Source organism: Streptomyces sp. NBC_00154 (genome assembly GCF_026342835.1).
Classification (GTDB): Bacteria; Actinomycetota; Actinomycetes; order Streptomycetales; family Streptomycetaceae; genus Streptomyces.
Genome location: NZ_JAPEMI010000001.1, coordinates 7123880 through 7140496, shown reverse-complemented (window position 1 = coordinate 7140496; position 16617 = coordinate 7123880). Strand labels below are relative to the sequence as shown.

Below are 16617 nucleotides of genomic sequence, written 5' to 3'. Positions count from 1 at the left end.
CAGGTCTTCTCCGGACGCTCGGTTCTTGGACTGTTCCGCTCGCAGCCGGCGAAAAGGGCCGCCTTCGGTGCTGAGTGTCCGCAGCGTTGTCGGCCAGATGTTCGTACTGCAGGTAGCGGTCGTGGTGCTACTGGCCATCGGGGCCGTCGTCATGCTCGCGCTGGCGGCCCAGCGCGAGAGCACTCGCGAGGCCGACAATCGATCACTCGCTGTCGCACAGGGCTTCGCCAGCTCTCCGGGAATCGCGCAAGCCCTGAAGTCACCCGATCCCACCGCGATACTGCAGCCGCAGGTCGCGAAGGCCCAGACAGGCTCCGGCGTGGACTTTCTGGGTGTGTTCTGAACCGGGACGGAATCTACTACGCCCTCTCCTCCGTCTCGGGCCAAGCCGGAGTCCGCACCACTACGGACATGGCTCCCCTGTTGGCTGGGCGAACCGTGAAGGAGGAGGCTGTGGGCGCTCTCGGCCCTCAGGTTCGGGTCTTCGTCCCCGTCAAGGGGCCGGATGGCACGGTGGACGGCGTGGTCGGCGCCGGGATCACACTCGAGCATGTCAGCGACAGGGTCACAGGGCAGCTGCCGGCCGTGCTGGGCGCTGCCGTCGGCGCGGTGGTCGTCACCACGGGCGGAGCGGCGGTTCTCAGCCGGCGGCTGCTGCGCCAGACCCGCGGCCTCGGCCCGGCTGAGATCACCCGGCTGTACGAGCATCACGACGCGGTGCTGCACTCGGTGCGAGAGGGGGTACTGATCGTCGGGGGTGACGGGCGGTTGCTGTTGGTCAACGACGAGGCGCGGCGGCTGCTGGGCCTCCCCGCGGACGTGGAGCGGCGCCATGTCACTGACCTGGGCCTGGAGCCGCGCATGGCCGAATTGTTGATCTCCGAGCGGGTAGCGACCGATGAGGTGTATCTGGCGGGTGACCGTCTGCTGGCGGTGAACGTGCGTCCGACCTGCCTCCACGGGGGGCCTGCCGGGAGCGCGGTGACGCTGCGGGACACCACTGAGCTACGGGCGCTGGCGGGCAGAGCGGAGGTGGCACAGGGGCGTTTGAAGCTGCTCTATGACGCAGGGGTACGGATCGGCGCCACACTGGAGGTGACGCGCACCGCCCAGGAACTCGCCGATGTGGCGGTCCCACGCTTCGCCGACATCGTCACCGTCGAACTGATGGTGCCGGTCCTGCGGGGCGACGAGCCCGCCGAGGGCATCACCGAGATGCGTCGCGCGGCCACCAGCGGCGTCCGACAGGACTCGCCGCTCTACCCGGTGGGGGAACTGATCAGATTCGCGCCCAACACGCCGATAGCGTCGGGTGTGGCGAGCGGCCGGGCAGTCCTCGAGGCCGACCTGCGCACGACGGACAGCTGGCAGGCCCAGGATCCCGAGCGGGCCCGGCAGATCCTGGATTACGGCATCCACTCGCTGATCAGTATGCCGTTGCGGGCGCGCGGCGTGGTGCTGGGGCTGGTCAACTTCTGGCGCGCCCAGGCCTTTGATGCCTTTGGGGAGGAGGATCTGTCCTTTGCCAAGGAACTGGCCGCCCGGGCGGCGGTCGCCATCGACAACGCCCGTCGCTACACCCACGAGCGCACCATGGCCGTGGCCCTGCAGCGCAGCCTGCTGCCGCGGGGGCTGCCCGAACAGAGCGCCGTGGAGGCCTCCCACCGCTATCTGCCAGCGCAGGCGGGGGTCGGCGGCGACTGGTTCGACGTCATCCCGTTGCCCGGCACCCGGGTGGCCCTGGTCATCGGCGACGTCGTCGGTCACGGGGTGCACGCGGCGGCCACCATGGGCCGGCTGCGCACCGCCGTCCACAACTTCTCCGCTCTGGACATGGCCCCTGATGAGCTGCTGGCCCACCTGGATGAGCTGGTCGCCCGGATCGACACCATCGAGGCTGCCGCCGAAGAGAACGGGCAGGAGATCACAGGGGCCACCTGCCTGTACGCGATCTACGACCCGACCTCCGGGGTGTGCACCATCGCCCGCGCAGGCCACCTCGGCCCCGCCCTGGTCCACCCCGGCGGCACCGTCACCTTCCCCGACACCCCCCTCTCACCACCCCTCGGCCTGGGCAGCGGCCTCCCGTTCGAAAGCGCCGCACTGCAGCTGCCCGAGGGCAGCCGGCTGGCTCTGTTCACCGACGGGCTGATCAAGGACCGCCATCGCGATCTCGACACCGGCCTGGACCTCCTGCGAGACGCCCTGACCGGTCACCCCGACCGCACCCCGGAACAGACCTGCCAGGCAGTCTTCGACGCCCTGCAGCCTGAGCGCACCCACGACGACGTCACTCTGCTCATCGCCCGCACCCGGCTGCTGGACCCCGGCCAGGTCACCGAGTGGGACGTACCGTCCGATCCGGCGGTCGTCTCCCGCGTCCGCGCTGACGTCACCCGTCGGCTGGAGACCTGGGGCCTCGACCAGCTGGCCTTCACCGCCGAGCTGATCGTCAGCGAGCTGGCCACCAACGCCATCCGGTACGGCGCCCAGCCCATCCGGCTGCGCCTGCTGCACGACCGCAACAGTCTGATCTGCGAGGTCGCCGACGGCTCCAGCACCTCGCCGCATCTGCGCCGCGCGGCGGCCACCGACGAGGGCGGCCGGGGGCTGTTCCTGATCGCCCAGCTCGCCCAGCGCTGGGGCACCCGATACACCGCCCGCGGCAAGATCATCTGGTCCGAGCAGGCCTTGCACGACAGAGCCGCAAAACCCGGCACCGGCCTGGCCGACGTGCTCCTCAGCCAATGGGACGAATGACAGGGCTCAGCCACACGGGCGCCGCAGCGGCGGTGCCTGCACGCGTCTCGCTTCGCTGCGGTCTGGTTCCGCACCTCGAATGCCCAGCGGTCCGCTCACGGTGGCATCCGGACAGCGCGCCCACCGCCACCCCGCCCTTGGCGCCGGGGCGGTGTGGCACGCGGACGCCGACCGGCGGCCCTCGATGCGGGCGGCCGTGGTCGGACGCCACCGTCAGCTACGACACCGAGGGGTGCGGGTAAGGGCGCCCAGGCGTCGAAGTCGACCGGTTCGTCGGTCCTGCACCGGCCACCCGCCGGGATCCTGAGTACTTCCACTCAGGACCCCGGTCCGCCTCTGAGGGACGCTGGACGGATGACCACGCCCCCTGCCCCCGATCCCCCGCCGTCGCCCACTCGCCACCCCCGCTATACAGGGGGCAACCATCTTCTGCCGCCGCAACGGCGCAGGGGGTTGCACCCGGCCGCAGACATCGCACTCGCCATCGGCCTCCTCGCGATCGACGTCATCGCCCCGCTCATCGCGTTCGTATTCGGACTCGACGCGGCCGGCTACCAGATGTTCGACCCTGCAGCCGACAACTCGTCCGTCTCCCTCACCCGCCCCTTCACCTACGTGGGCGTGGTCGGCGGCATCGTCCTGGTCTCCGCCCTCCTCTTGTTCATGGCCCGCGCATTCATCAGCTTCGGCGTCCAAGTCCTCGCCGGCCTGGCCCTGGTCCTGGTGGCCGTCATCGGAATGAACGACGCGGACCGTAACTCGCACCCACAGCCCGTCCCGACCTCCCCCTCCATCAACCCCGGTGCGCTGTGCCGGTCCGGCGGCGACAACAGCGAATGCGGCGGATCCTGACGGGTGGGCCCGCGATCGATGAACCTTGTCATGAGTGCGGGCGCGGCGCAGGCCGCGCGAGCTGTCCGGGTTCTGATGCCCAGTCAGGCCCGTGCGGCCATGCCCCACCCTGCCGGGCGGTGCGGCACTGTATGTCGGCGACGCAGAGGCCGCAACAGCCGCAGTGCACCAGCACTTCGACGACATCCGCGGCCGACTGAGCAACCGCTGACCGTCAACGGGAGCCGGGGTCTACTCGGCAACCACTCCCGCCGTCTCCCGCGGCGTGCGTGAGCCGTCCGGGGAGCCGGTGTCCCGGCGCCTCAGTACCGTGCGGGCGGACGGGATCAACAGGGCCATCAGAGCGGCGGCGAGGCAGAGGGCCGTCAGGAGAGCGAAGCCGTGGGTGTAGCCGGACTCCTGGGGCAGGCCCGTCGGCTGGAGACGGGCCGTGACCAGGAGGCCGGTGACCGCGGCGCCCAGCGAGCCGCCGATCGTACGGATGTTGGCGTTCATGCCGGTCGCCGCGCCGGTCTGAGTGGCCGGGACGCTGTGCACGATGAGCGTCGCCATCGAAGCGAAAGCCAGCCCGATGCCCAGGCCGAAGATGCCCGCGGCGAGAGCGACCTGCCAGGTCTGTGCGTGCAGAACGGTGAGCAGCCCACCGGCCGCCGCTGCGAGCGCGGAGCCGGTGACGAGCTGGGCCTTCGCACTGAACACCGGCGCGAGGCGGCCGCTGAGCACCCCGGAGAAGAACATCGCGACCAGCATCGGCAGCATGAGCAGACCGGCTCCGGTGACGCCCGCCCCGAACCCGTACCCGGCGACGGCCGGGGTCTGTGTGAAGGCCGGCAAGAACGACCACAGGGCGAACATGCCCGCGCCGAAGAGCAGTGCGACCGTGTTGGTCGTCCACACGGCGGGCAGCCGCATGATCCGCAGGTCGATCAACGGATGCGCGGCCCGGGCCTCGGCGAGGAGCCACAGGGCGAACAGGACGACGGCGGCCGCGAGCAGGCCCAGGACCCGGGCCGATCCCCATCCCCAGGAGCCCGCCTGGCTCAGCGGCAGCAGCAGTGCCACCAGCCACGCCGACAGCAGCCCGGCACCGAGCCAGTGGACGCTGCCCTCGGCCCGCCGGGGCGATTCGGGTATGTGCCGGACGGCAAGCACGACGGTCACCGCGACGACGATGACCGGCAGCCAGAACAGCCAGTGGTAGTCGAGCGCGGCCACGGTGGGCCCCGCCAGGACCATGCCGAGGCCGCTGCCGGCCGCGATGACCGCGGAGAGGTTGCTGATGGCGGAGCCGACCCGTGACGAGTCGAACTCGTCACGGATGATGCCGAAGGAGAGCGGGAACAGGGCGCCGCCCATGCCCTGGACGACACGCGCCACGATCAGGACGCCGATGTTCGGTGCGAGCGCGGCGAGCAGGCAGCCGGCGAGTACGGTCAGAAGCGCGGCGACCAGCGTGCGCTTCTTGCCGAGCAGATCGCCGACGCGGCCCAGGATCGGGGTGAAGACCGAGGCGGACAGCAGGTAGGCCGTCATCACCCAGGTCACCGTCGTCTGCGAGGTGTGCATCGCGTGCTGGACGGTGGGCAGGGCGGGCGCGATCAGCGACTGCAGGAGGGAGAAAACCCCCGAGCCGGCCGCGAGGACGGCGAAGGTGGTGCGGTGCGAGGACCGCGGGCGAGATGGTACGGACACAGTCAGCTTCTTCTTCCTCGGGCATGCGGGCAGGCCGTTTTCACGCAAGGGGCGCGGCGAGAGGCCGCTCGCTCCGACAGGGGAAACGGGTGCCCGCGCCGATGGGGGGCGCGGGGGTGCCCGGAGGCACGATGAGGAGCGCGGCGTCACTGCCGCGTCGGGAGGATGGAGGGTCCGGGACGGGGCACGGCGAGTGCTGCTGCCCGCCCACTGCTAAAGTGGAGGTACGCCTCCACATTAACGGAGGCGCGCCTCCGGTTCAAGTCAGGAGTCCCTTGTGGCGCACACCCCGGTGAACGAGATCGTCGCGGCCCGGCGCCCTCGCCGCGCCGACGCGCGACGCAATTACGACGCGCTGCTGCTCGCTGCCCGCGAGGCCTTCGCCGCGCACGGCGCCGACGCCTCACTCGAGGACATCGCACGCCGCGCAGGCGTCGGCATCGGCACGCTGTACCGCAACTTCCCCTCCCGCACCGAACTGTTCGAAGCGGTCTACGCGGACGAGGTCGACGCGCTGTGCCGGGTCGCCGACGAAGTCGCCGCAGAGGCCCCCTGGCAAGCACTCACCACATGGTTGCGCCGCTTCGTCGACTACATGGCCACCAAACGCGCGATCCGCGAGGCGATGGACACACAGTCGGCCGTGTTCACCTCCTGCCGCGCGTCCATGTACGAAGCGGGCGCCCCCCTCCTCGCCCGCGCCCAGACAGCCGGCGAGGCCCGCACCGACATCACCTTCGACGACTTGATCCGCATGGTCGCCGGAATCACCGGAGCGACCTACCCCGAACCGGACCAACGCGACCACATCCTCAACATCGCCCTGGACGGCGTCCGCACCCACCGACCCTGACAAAACCCACCCCACCGCCACCAGGCCATGAACGCGCCCCAGCCCGTCGCCCTCGCGTCCGCGCCGGAGCCCGCATCGAACGCGGCCGCCAGTCGCACGCTCCGAGACTCTTGCGGCATGTTCAAACTCAGCTGATCCCCCTGGAGGTCCCACGTGGCATGGTCCGAGCACACCGTGACGCGAGACGGCGTCCGACTTGTCTGCCGGGACTGGGGCGGGCCGGGGCAGCCCGTCGTCCTGCTGCACGGACTGGCCGGTCACGCAGGCGAATGGGACCAGACGGCACAGAGACTGAGCCCCCGGCATCGGGTCATCGCGCTCGACCAGCGCGGACACGGCGCCAGCGAACGCCACCCGCAGGATGTCTCCCGCGACGCCTACGTCGCCGACGTCATCGCCGTCGTGGACCAACTGGCTCTGCGGCGTCCTGTCCTGGTAGGCCAGTCGCTGGGCGGGCATACGGCCATGCTCACCGCCGCCGCACACCCCGAGCAGGTCCGCGCACTGGTACTCGTCGAGGCCGGCCCAGGCGGCCCGAACCCGAACGTCCCTGCCGACATCGGCAGTTGGCTCGACTCGTGGCCGACACCATTCATCTCCCGCGAGGCTGCTGCCCAGTTCCTCGGCGGCGGACCCGTCGGCGAAGGCTGGGCAGCCGGGCTGGAAGAGCGCGGAGGCGGATGGTGGCCCCGCTTCGACCGCGAGGTGATGACCCGCTCGCTGGCGGAGAACGCCCAGCGTTCCTTCTGGCACGAGTGGGCGCAGATCACGTGCCCGACCCTGGTCGTCCTGGCCCAGTCGGGCTTCATCCCTCGGCAGGAAACCGAGGACATGCTCCGGCAGCGGCCAACCACCGTGGCCATGAGCATCCCCCGAACCGGCCACGACCTGCACTTGGAACAGCCAGGAACCCTCCACTCCGCGCTCTCGGACTTCCTGAAGGACCTCGCCTGACAGATTCCGGCGGCCCGCCCGCTGGGGCGGGTACCGGTGTCGGGAGGGGCTCTGAGATCATGCGGCCGTGATCACTGCGGACGACATCCTGCTGGCCGGCCTGGACGAAGTGATGCATGCCCTCGCCGACCTCAGCGAAGGATGGTGGAACACAGCAGGTGACATCAGCGAGAACCTCACCACTTACAGACTTCCGGCCACTCAGGCAGGGCTGCGCGCGTACATCGGGCTTCCCCTGGCAGGCTACGGATGCTCGCCGTCGAGGATCTGACCGCGCGGACGGGGCGCGTGCCCAGGAACTGCCCGGCGGCGAATTGGCCCCCTCCGCCACCCGGGAATTGGTCCATGCGGCCGGAATGTCCAGTACGTACGGTCGGAGTCATGACGACAGCAGCGCCCACCACGATGAAGATCTGTGTTTTCCTGTCCGCCGCAGACCTCGGCGAGCACTTCACCCGACCTGCCCGCGAGCTGGCGGAGCTGCTCGGCAAGGGTGGTCACACCTTGGTGTGGGGTGGATCCGATACCGGGCTGATGAAGGTCGTCGCCGATGGGGTGCGGGAGACCGGAGGGCGACTCGTAGGGGTCTCGGTCACCTTTCTGCGGGAGTGGGCCAGGCAGGACGCCGACGAGATGGTGTTCGCCGATGATCTCGCCGAACGGAAGGCCCTGCTGCTCGCCCGCGCGGACGCAGTGGTCGTGATGGCGGGCGGCCTGGGCACGCTGGACGAGGTGACCGAGATCCTGGAGCTGAAGAAGCACGGCCTGCACGACAAGCCGGTGGTGCTGCTGAACACGGCTGGCTTCTACGACGGTCTGACACTCCAACTCCGCCGGATGGAGGAGGAGGGATTCCTGCCGGTACCCCTGGACGAGTTGTTCTTCCCCGCCGACGAGGCTGCCGACGCCTTCGCCTACCTGGAGGAATCCGTCGGAATGCGGTGAGTCGACCACGGCGGTGCGTCCCACTTGTCTGATGCACCGAGGCCGGTTCCGGAGGCGGCGCATCGGTGGCCCGCTGCCTGCTCAACCGCGGTCACGAGGGCTGATTCGGTTCATGATGCCGACCCACGCATGGAGAGCGGGTGGCAGGTCGAGGGCATCGGACCCCGGTCGTCGACCACCTGAAGCAGCATCCGGGCCGCGGCGGCCCTGCCGACGGCATCAACCCTGCGTCTCGGGAATCACCCTGCACAGTGTGTCAAGCGCACCCGTCCACGCACTGTCCGAGGGGGCCGCGTAGTTCACCACGAGCGCGTCGTTTTCGGGCAGCCGCCGGCCGGACTCCGGCGGCTCGTAGCGGAACTCGGCGAGCCCACTGACTGCGAGGCCCTGCCGCGCTGCCGCCTGGGTGACCGAGCGTTCCGTTCCGTGTGGGAGTTCGAGGATTGCTTGCAGTCCGGCGGCCATGCCGGTCACGCGGACGTGGGGGGCCCGCTGGGCCAGGGCCGTGACCAGTTGGTCGCGGCGGCGCCGGTAGTGCAGCCGCATCGACCGCACATGACGGTCGTACGCGCCTGACGTCAGGAACTCCGCGAGCGTCAGCTGTTCGAGCGCACTCGACATGTAGTCGCCGTACCCCTTGGCTGCAACGATCTCCGGGACGAGTTCCTCCGGCAGGACCATCCAGCCGAGCCGCACCCCGGGCGCCAGTGACTTGCTTGCCGAGCCGAAGTACACCACCCGGTCGGGGTCGAGGCCTTGCAGGGCGCCCACCGGCTGACGGTCGTATCTGAATTCCCCGTCGTAATCGTCCTCCAGGATCAGCCCACCGGTGCGCCGCGCCCACTCGACAGCCGCCGTGCGACGGTCCGGGCGCAGCGCGACCCCCGTCGGGTACTGGTGGGCGGGTGTCATCAGTACCGCGCCGATACCGTCCAACCGTGCCAAGTCGTCGGTGCACGCGCCGTATTCGTCGACGTAGACGGGCGGGGTGCGCAGGCCGGCGCCGGTCAGCAGGTCGCGATAGAGGTCGAGTCCGTACGACTCGACGGCCACCGCCCGGACCTGTCGCGCCTCGAGCGCCTGTGCCATCAGCGCAAGCCCGTGGTGGAAGCCGGAGCAGATGACGATCCGCTCCGGCTCGGCGTACACCCCGCGAGCCCGTGCCAGATAGTCCGCGAGGGCGGTGCGCAGTCGGACCTGACCGAGGGCGTCGCCGTAGCCGAAGGCGTCGTGGGGTGCCGAGGTCAGGGCGCGGCGGGCAGCGGTGAGCCACTGCGTGCGGGGGAAGTTCGCGAGGTCCGGAGAACCCGGCTGCAGGCCGTACATGGGACGTTTCCGGGTCGGCTGCGCGCGGGAGGCGGCGGGTGTGGCTCGACGCGGTTCGGCCCGCGTGGCCACCCGGGTCCCGGACCCCTGTTGGGCGGTGAGCCAGCCCTCCGCGACGAGTTCGGCGTAGGAGTCGGTCACGGTGTTGCGGGAGACACCGAGATCGGCGGCGAGCGAGCGGGATGGTGGCAGCCGGGTGCCGGGCGCCAGCCGCCCTGTGCGCACGGCGTCCCGGAGGGCGTTCGTGAGCCCGGCGCGCAGCCCGGGTCCGCGCAGTTCCAGATGGAGGTCGGTGCCGGGTTCGGGGGGCGGACCGGTCTCAGAATTGGTCTGTGAATCTGTCACAGAAATGGACCCTACTTCAGTGCCACTGGATGCGTAGCGTTGCAGCCATGAACACGAACGAAGCACACGAAAGCCTGGAACGTCTTCCCGAGCACGCACCCCGTCTGGACTGGACGAAACTCGCCCCGGAGGCATTCAAGGCCATGGTCCGCCTGGACACGGCGGCGAAGCAGGGAGTCGAGCCCGTCCTGCTGAACCTGGTCAAGATCCGCGCCTCTCAGATCAATCACTGTGCCTTCTGCCTGGACATGCACAGCAAGGATGCGCTTGCGGCAGGCGAGTCGGCGGAGCGCATCTTCCAGCTCGACGCCTGGCGGGAGTCGAGGCACTTCTACACGGCCAAGGAGATTGCGGCGATCGAGCTGACCGAGGCGGTCACCGTGCTCACGGACGGGTTCGTGCCGGACGAGGTGTACGCGCGGGCCGTGACGGAGTTCAACGAGAGCGAGCTGGCCCGCCTCATCGTCGCGATCACCACGATCAACGCATGGAACCGCTTCGGCGTCTCCACCCGCCTCGTCCCCGGCCACTACACCCCCGCCGGCTAATGGGTCCGGAGCGGGTCCGGGACGACCGGGCCCGCTGTTCAGCACCATCCCGGCTCCGATCTTGCCTCCGGCAGGCCAACACGAGGAGATTTTGGTGAGCACCGTCTCTTCTCAGTCACGTCGGCTGCACCTGGCGCGTGCCGCCGACGAGTTCGCGCTCACGACCGTCATGCTCTTCCTGGCAGTGACGGTCGTCATGTGGCTACGTGACCCGGACTCCGCTCTGTACGTCGGCGGCCTCGACGTCGCGCTCGCCGTCATCGGCGTCGTCAGCGGGGCCATCCTCACCGGGCTGATATTCAGCCCGCCTGGCCGGCGCAGTGGGGGCCACCTGAATCCCGCCGTGACGGTCTCCCTGTGGCTCATGGGCGCCTCCCCTGGGCGCAGCGTTGTGCCCTACGTACTGGCCCAACTCACCGGTTCCGCGGCGGGAACAGGTCTTGGGCGCCTGGTGTGGGGGCCTGCGGTCTCGCTTCCGTCGGTGAATTATGCGGCGATCGTGCCCGCACCCACTTGGCATCCCGCGTCCGTCTTCGCAGCCGAGGCGGGCAGCATGACGATCATCATCGTCGCTGTCGGGTTCACCATGACCCATGCCCGCTTGGCACGCCTGGTGCCCTACGTCATCGGACTGTCCGTCGCCCTGGTAATCGCTGTCCTGGGTCCCCGCAGCGGCGGCTCGATCAACCCCGCCCGCCAGTTCGGCCCTGCCGCACTCGCCGGGCAGGGCACCGATCTGTGGATCTACCTGGTCGCACCGGTCCTGGGAGCGGTCCTGGGGACCTGGCTGCACCACCTTCTCAGCCGGTGCGGGCCACTGACACACAGAGTGCGGGTACCAGCGAGCAAGCATTCGCCACCGGAGGGCAACGCTGCCGCCGTCGGCGTGAGCCGACGGGCCTCGAGCCACACCCCGGCTCCGACGGGAATCCCGCCTGAATGAAGGACCCGGACCACCGAGCAGCCGGGGGATCACAACGCAGGGGGCACAGAAGGGAAGGCCGATGAGTCCGGTGGGTGGTGCGGGCCGCCGACAAGGCCGTACTCCCCCGCGGGCGGCCGAGGGCACTGGGGTGAAGTCGCTCCCGGGCACGCTGCCTCTGCCGAGCCGCGCCTGCCGATCGGCGTCGTCATACGCGACACGCAACTGCGCTGCATCTGAGTGAACGACATCCAGGCCTCCAAGGACGACATCCCCCAAGAGCCACCGTCGCCGCCCTGAACTGGCCATCCGGCCCTGTCAACATCGTGGACGACGAACCGGCGCAGGGGCGCCAGTGGCTGCCCGTCCTGGCCGAGGCTCTCGGCGTACCCACCCCAGAAGCCACATCAGGACGGCAGAGCTGGGCACGGGGAGCGTCCAACGCCCTGGCCCGCTCCCGCGGATGGCAACCCGAACATGAGACGTGGCGATACGGCTTCGCGGCACAAGAGCGACTTGAGACGGGCTCCAACGTGCGATTCCTCGGCCGTCGCGGGCCTGCATGCCCCGAACGGGACCGCCACATCTGACGATGCCGCCCCCGCCACAACACCGCAGACGCCAAATCACACACGGGTACACGAGGTGCGCCGGTGTACATCGGGCCGCACTCGCTCCCGGCCTCCCGGCGTTCCTCGAGCACCCGACCCGCCGACGCCCTCAACGTCCGTACGCGTCACGGCAGTGCTGGACGATGTCGGCCTGCCGTGGACGTCAGACGATCTCCACGACCACCGACAGTGATAGTGGTATTCGGGTTCCCGGTGGTCGTGGCTCGATCACTGACTGACGTCCTGCTGGGCTGTCTTCGCCTTGGTCTGTCCGGCTGCCGGGGCCCGTTCCCGAGGCCCCGGCCGGGTGGAACATGACCTCATAGGAGCCTGGCCAGAGGCCCCATCACTGTCCTGTCTGCCCCACCCGGCTGGAGCCACCTCCGGTCAGGAAGGCATTTCCAGCATGACAGAAACGGACACTGCAGCAGCCGTCGAACACGTGGTGATCGGCGGCGTGGACTCTCATGCCGACACTGTCCACGTTGCCGTGGTGACCGACCGCGGTGGGCAGGTCGCCGATGCCGAGTTCCCCACAACGGCCGCCGGATACACGGCTGCTCTGGCCTTCCTGGCTGCTCACGGCACCGTCGCCGCCGTCGGCGTGGAGGGCACGTCCTCCTACGGGTCGGGGTTCACGCGCGCGGCCCGCAAGGCCGGTCTGACCGTGGTCGAGGTCAACCGGCCGGACAAGGCCGAGCGCCGCAGGATCGGCAAGTCCGATCCGATCGACGCCTATGCCGCAGCTCGTGCGGTCGTGTCCGGCCGGGCCACCAGCGCCCCCAAAGGCGATGCCGTCGCCGGGATCCGGGCTCTGCACAACGTGGCACGATCCGCCGTCAAGGCCCGTACAGCGGCGCTGAACCAGATCGGACACATTCTGATCACCGCGCCCGACAGCATCCGCACGAAGTACGAAGTGCTGCGGGGCGACAAGCGCATCGACGCCCTGGTCCGGCTCCGGGTCGGCAACGCCCCTGTCCATGTCCCGATCCTGACCGCCCTGCGCACGCTCGCGCGACGCGTCCAGAACCTGACCGCTGAACACGCCGCTCTGACAGCGGAGTTGGACGCCCTGGTCACGCAGCTCAACCCCGGCCTGCGCGCCGCCTACGGCGTCGGACCCGACACCGCTACGCAACTGCTGATCACCGCTGGCGACAACCCCGCCCGCCTACGCACCGAAGCATCCTTCGCCGCCCTGTGCGGTGTCGCCCCGGTTCCGGCCTCCAGTGGCAAGACCAACCGTCACCGGCTCTCGCGCGGCGGTGACCGCGCGGCGAACGGGGCCCTTTACCGCATCGCGCTCGTCCGCATTCGCCGTGACCAGCGCACCCGTGACTACGTGGAGCGTCAAACCAAGGCCGGCCGGACGAAAAAGGAGATCATCCGGCTGCTCAAACGCGCCATCGCCCGGGAGATCTTCCGCCTCTTGACCACCGCAGTCGAGGTTCCCGAGATCGCGGACCTCAGGCCCACCCGCCAGGCCAAGAACATCACGCTCACCGCCGCAGCGAACCACTTCGGAGTCTGGCCCGCCGTCATCTCCAACATCGAACGAGGACTCCGCCGCGACGACACCTTCGCCGACGCCTACCGCAGCTGGCTCGATGCCGCTTGACCGACGATAGGAGCATCAAGGTCCACGTGAAGAGTCGCGACGGCGCCGTGGCAAATCCTGAGCATCATTGACTGGGACCTGGTTGAGCTGATCGGGCCGGTTGCGTTGATGTGGCTTGCGGCGGGGGCGACGGCAGCGACTCTGGCTACCGTGTAAGCGCATGCTCGCTCGCGCGCGGACCAGGTTCGAGCGGGGGCAGACGCAGCGAAGGCCCGGTACCCACCGGGCCTTCACGTCTGAGTAGCGGGGACAGGATTTGAACCTGCGACCTCTGGGTTATGAGCCCAGCGAGCTACCGAGCTGCTCCACCCCGCGTCGGTACGCTGAACTGTACGGCACCGACCCGGCTCGGCCGAATCGGCTTTCGCTCGGAGGCAGTGTCAGCGCATCTGTGAGCGCGGCTGGCCGGCCATGAGCACCATCCGAGTCTCGCCCCACGCCAGGAGACGCGGCAGTGGACCTTTCGCGGCGTTCAGTACGGGAACGCCGGCCCTGCTACGCGCCCCCGCCCCGAGACGACGCCCGGTCGGGTGTCGCGACAGACACCCCGAGGGGGCGGGCCAGACCGATCAACCCTTCGTCCAGGCGCTGCAGATGCCGCAGGACACGGTCCGTGACGCGGTCGTGGCGGGGCGAGCCGGGCTTGTCCGTCTCCAGCATGGAGGCCAGGCTCGCGCCGGTCTCCACCACGCCGTCGCTGTCGTCGTCCTCGACACGCGCGACGAGGACGTCGATGTTGTGGGCGATGCGCCGGCCTGCTCCCTTCAGGAGCGGGTCCGCGGCGACGCTCTTGCTGCTCGGGAGGAGTTGGGCCGTCGCCGCCAACGAACGCGCGTGGTAGGCGCACGTCTCCAGCAGCGCCACGACGTAGCGAGCGGTCTGGCGGCGGGCTCGCAGCGGGGTGATCGGGTGGGTCAACGGCTGCGTGGAGGAACGCAGATCCTCCAGTGCCGTATCGAGGTCCCGGGCCATGTCCAGCAGATCGCGCGCGGGCCCGCCGCTCAGCTGCTCCACCGCGGCATCGGTGACGTCACGGAGCCGGGTCAGCACCGTGCCGAGGAGTTCGTCGGTGCGGCGATCGGTGTGCACCGGCAGGATCACGGCCGCCGCGATCACGCCGCAGGCGGCGCCGAGCGCAGTCTCCTCGATGCGCAGGACGAGCACCGCGGAGCTGTAGGTGTTGAGCAGGGTGTACAGCAGCCCCAGTGCCGCCGTGACGAAGAAGGACATCAGGGCGTACGACAGCGGCGCGGTGAAGAACATGGCGAAGATGAACAGCAGCACGAGTGCGAACGCCGTCCAGGTGTGGTGGCCCACCAGGCCCGCCAGGCCGACACCGGCGACGACGCCGAGAACCGTGCCCAGCAGCCGACGGTAGCCCTTGACCAGGATCTCCCCGGTGGACGCCGTGTTCAGGAAGACGACCCAGCAGGTCAGCACCGCCCAGTACCAGCGCTGACTGGAGAGGAACTCCCCGCCCACGATGGCCAGCGCCGAACCCACCGACACCTGGACCGCGGCACGGGTCGTGGGACGCTCCAGTCCCTTGCGGACATCCTCGACGGGCTCGGTCTCCTCGGCCTGCGCGATGGCGACGTCCTCTGCGTCCAGTTCCTCGCGGGAACGCGTCGTCGCAGGTGTGTCGTCGGACTCGTCCTGGGGCCCGTCGAGGGCCAGCCGCAGGCCCATGACACCGCGCGCCGCCTCCCCGATGCCTCGGAAGACGTCCTGGACGGGGACGGAGGCGCGCGGCAGATTCTCCTCGTCCCGATAGCCGAGCAGCCGGTTGCGCAGGTGGGCCACCGCGGCGCCGCGATTGTTCGAAGCCGGACGGGCGACGAGCAGGCGCAACGCGTGGAGATCACGGCGCAGCGTCGCGGTGATGTCGTCCTGTGTGCGCAGGCGGTTGCCGGGCGGCGGCGCGGGCGCGTGCGGCAGATGAAGCGTGAGCGTATCGGCGCGTTCGGAGCTGCGCGCGGTGAGGATGAGTACGCCGAGCCGTTCGGCGGCGATCTCGGCGTCGGCGACACGGCGCTGCACGAGCAAGGCGGTGGCGCTGTCGCTGGTGCCCTCCTCCAGCCGCCCCTGGATCATCATCGCGCTCTGGTGGAGGCGCGCGGTGTGCCGGCGTACGTCCTCCAGTGCCTTCTCGACGTGGTCCGGCCCGGCGTCGAGCAACTCGATCTGGGCGGACACCAATTGGGCGAGGCGGGCGCGGAAGGCCTCGCGCAGTCGCAGCAGAATGCGTTCGGGCGTCTCGACAACCAGGCCGAACCGCACGACCGCGCTGCAGGCGAACGCGACGACCAGTGTTCCGCACAGCCCCGGCAGCGCGGAGACTGCGGCCCCGACGAACAGGGACACAAAGTAGATCTGAAACCCGATGAGTCCCAGGGCCGTACCGCGATCACCGAACCGGCGGCTGTAGACCGCGGCGAAGATCAAGGCGAGGAAGACGAGGTCGCCCGCGACGACCTCGGTGCTCAACAGCGCTCCCAGTGACATCGCGACGAGCGCCACCGGCAGGCCGAGCGCGAGCGTGATGGCCTGTTCGCGCCGCTGCTTCTCCTTGATGGCGAAGGTGGCGACCATGGCCGCGATGGCACCGGCCACCATGTGGGTCACATCGGTCTTGAGCAACGCCAGGACCGCGAGCGTGAGCGCGATGGCGCCGACTGTCCGCAGGCCGGCCATCAGCCGCAACAGTCCGGGGTCGGAAGCCGAGAACCGGTCCCAGATCCTCGTCCGGCTCGCCCGTGTCACTGTCCTCACCCTGCCGCTTTCCCCGCTCGCCACCATAAAACCGGAAGTTCCAGCATGGCACGCGTCAACGCTCGCCCTGGCCTCGCCGTCCCGCTCGAGTGATCAAGCGGTTGTGTGTACATGCCGGACGAGAAGGGGTGGAACGAGAGACACGGCCTGGTCATCCTGATCACTCATCGGGGGGCGGGCCGGTATGCCCGGCCCGCCCCCCCACCACGGGACATGCGGGCCTCGCATCCGGCGGTTCGTCCAGCTGATCTCGGACGGGTCTCCGGCGGGACCAAGAGCCGTGGAGGGGCTTGTATCCCCGTGCCTCCCAGTGAGCCCTGTTCAGTCCCGGTTCCAGTGGGGCGATCTCGGATGACCTCCACTGTCGCGTTCCTCCGAGTCCCTGACTCCCGGGCTGGACAAGTCCCGTATGCCAC

Annotated in this window: 11 protein-coding genes, 1 tRNA gene and 1 pseudogene; 9 read left to right on the top strand and 4 right to left on the bottom strand. The window is 69.6% G+C overall.

Features of this window, described 5'->3' with window-relative positions; genetic code table 11:
* Positions 1–97: 97 nt before the first annotated feature.
* Positions 98–2760 (top strand): annotated as a pseudogene (locus OHA03_RS31950) (SpoIIE family protein phosphatase).
* A 354-nt stretch (positions 2761–3114) separates the two neighbouring features.
* A complete protein-coding gene (locus OHA03_RS31945; protein ID WP_267007181.1) occupies positions 3115–3612 on the top strand; it encodes a DUF6234 family protein in 498 nt (165 codons plus the stop codon).
* Between the two features lie 231 nt (positions 3613–3843).
* Here OHA03_RS31945 and OHA03_RS31940 read toward each other — a convergent pair whose 3' ends face one another.
* The gene (locus OHA03_RS31940; RefSeq protein WP_267007180.1) at positions 3844–5304 is read right to left on the bottom strand and encodes an MFS transporter; all 1461 of its coding nucleotides are present in this window, start codon (positions 5302–5304) and stop codon (positions 3844–3846) included.
* 277 nt (positions 5305–5581) lie between these two features.
* Between OHA03_RS31940 and OHA03_RS31935 the strand changes: the two genes are divergently transcribed.
* The 4 genes from OHA03_RS31935 (at position 5582) to OHA03_RS31920 (ending at position 8056) form a co-directional block, all read left to right on the top strand.
* Positions 5582–6157, top strand: coding sequence for a TetR/AcrR family transcriptional regulator (locus tag OHA03_RS31935; RefSeq protein WP_267007179.1), 576 nt, complete (start codon positions 5582–5584; stop codon positions 6155–6157).
* 153 nt (positions 6158–6310) lie between these two features.
* Positions 6311–7111: an alpha/beta fold hydrolase gene (locus OHA03_RS31930; RefSeq protein WP_267007178.1), complete on the top strand. Its 801-nt coding sequence runs from the start codon at positions 6311–6313 to the stop codon at positions 7109–7111.
* A 67-nt stretch (positions 7112–7178) separates the two neighbouring features.
* Entirely contained in the window at positions 7179–7382 is a 204-nt protein-coding gene (locus OHA03_RS31925) for a hypothetical protein (RefSeq protein ID WP_267007177.1), read from the top strand.
* 134 nt (positions 7383–7516) lie between these two features.
* Complete coding sequence (locus tag OHA03_RS31920; protein ID WP_267008237.1) at positions 7517–8056, top strand: TIGR00730 family Rossman fold protein; 540 nt, start codon at positions 7517–7519, stop codon at positions 8054–8056.
* 219 nt (positions 8057–8275) lie between these two features.
* Here OHA03_RS31920 and OHA03_RS31915 read toward each other — a convergent pair whose 3' ends face one another.
* Entirely contained in the window at positions 8276–9727 is a 1452-nt protein-coding gene (locus OHA03_RS31915) for a PLP-dependent aminotransferase family protein (protein WP_267007176.1), read from the bottom strand.
* Positions 9728–9774: 47 nt separating this feature from the next.
* On the opposite strand from OHA03_RS31915, the gene OHA03_RS31910 reads away from it, so the two are divergent.
* The 3 genes from OHA03_RS31910 to OHA03_RS31900 all read left to right on the top strand — a co-directional run bounded on the left by OHA03_RS31910 (position 9775) and on the right by OHA03_RS31900 (position 13429).
* On the top strand, positions 9775–10275 hold the full coding sequence (locus tag OHA03_RS31910; RefSeq protein ID WP_267007175.1) for a carboxymuconolactone decarboxylase family protein: 501 nt from the start codon (positions 9775–9777) through the stop codon (positions 10273–10275).
* Between the two features lie 94 nt (positions 10276–10369).
* Positions 10370–11218 (top strand): MIP/aquaporin family protein, encoded by an 849-nt coding sequence (locus tag OHA03_RS31905; protein WP_267007174.1) that lies wholly within the window; start codon positions 10370–10372, stop codon positions 11216–11218.
* Between the two features lie 996 nt (positions 11219–12214).
* Entirely contained in the window at positions 12215–13429 is a 1215-nt protein-coding gene (locus OHA03_RS31900) for an IS110 family transposase (RefSeq protein ID WP_267007173.1), read from the top strand.
* A 241-nt stretch (positions 13430–13670) separates the two neighbouring features.
* Here the strand turns inward: OHA03_RS31900 and OHA03_RS31895 are convergent.
* Both OHA03_RS31895 and OHA03_RS31890 read right to left on the bottom strand, forming a co-directional pair.
* Positions 13671–13744 (bottom strand) — tRNA-Met (locus OHA03_RS31895).
* Positions 13745–13924: 180 nt separating this feature from the next.
* Positions 13925–16228, bottom strand: coding sequence for an FUSC family protein (locus OHA03_RS31890; RefSeq protein WP_267007172.1), 2304 nt, complete (start codon positions 16226–16228; stop codon positions 13925–13927).
* Positions 16229–16617 lie beyond the last annotated feature (389 nt).

What these genes read in the sequence shown, in the direction of transcription:
- OHA03_RS31900 (WP_267007173.1), top strand. Translation starts at nt 12,215, where the DNA reads ATGACAGAAACGGACACTGCAGCAGCCGTCGAACACGTGGTGATCGGC.
- OHA03_RS31945 (WP_267007181.1), top strand. Translation starts at nt 3,115, where the DNA reads ATGACCACGCCCCCTGCCCCCGATCCCCCGCCGTCGCCCACTCGCCAC.
- OHA03_RS31890 (WP_267007172.1), bottom strand. Translation starts at nt 16,228, where the DNA reads ATGGTGGCGAGCGGGGAAAGCGGCAGGGTGAGGACAGTGACACGGGCG.
- OHA03_RS31910 (WP_267007175.1), top strand. Translation starts at nt 9,775, where the DNA reads ATGAACACGAACGAAGCACACGAAAGCCTGGAACGTCTTCCCGAGCAC.
- OHA03_RS31920 (WP_267008237.1), top strand. Translation starts at nt 7,517, where the DNA reads ATGAAGATCTGTGTTTTCCTGTCCGCCGCAGACCTCGGCGAGCACTTC.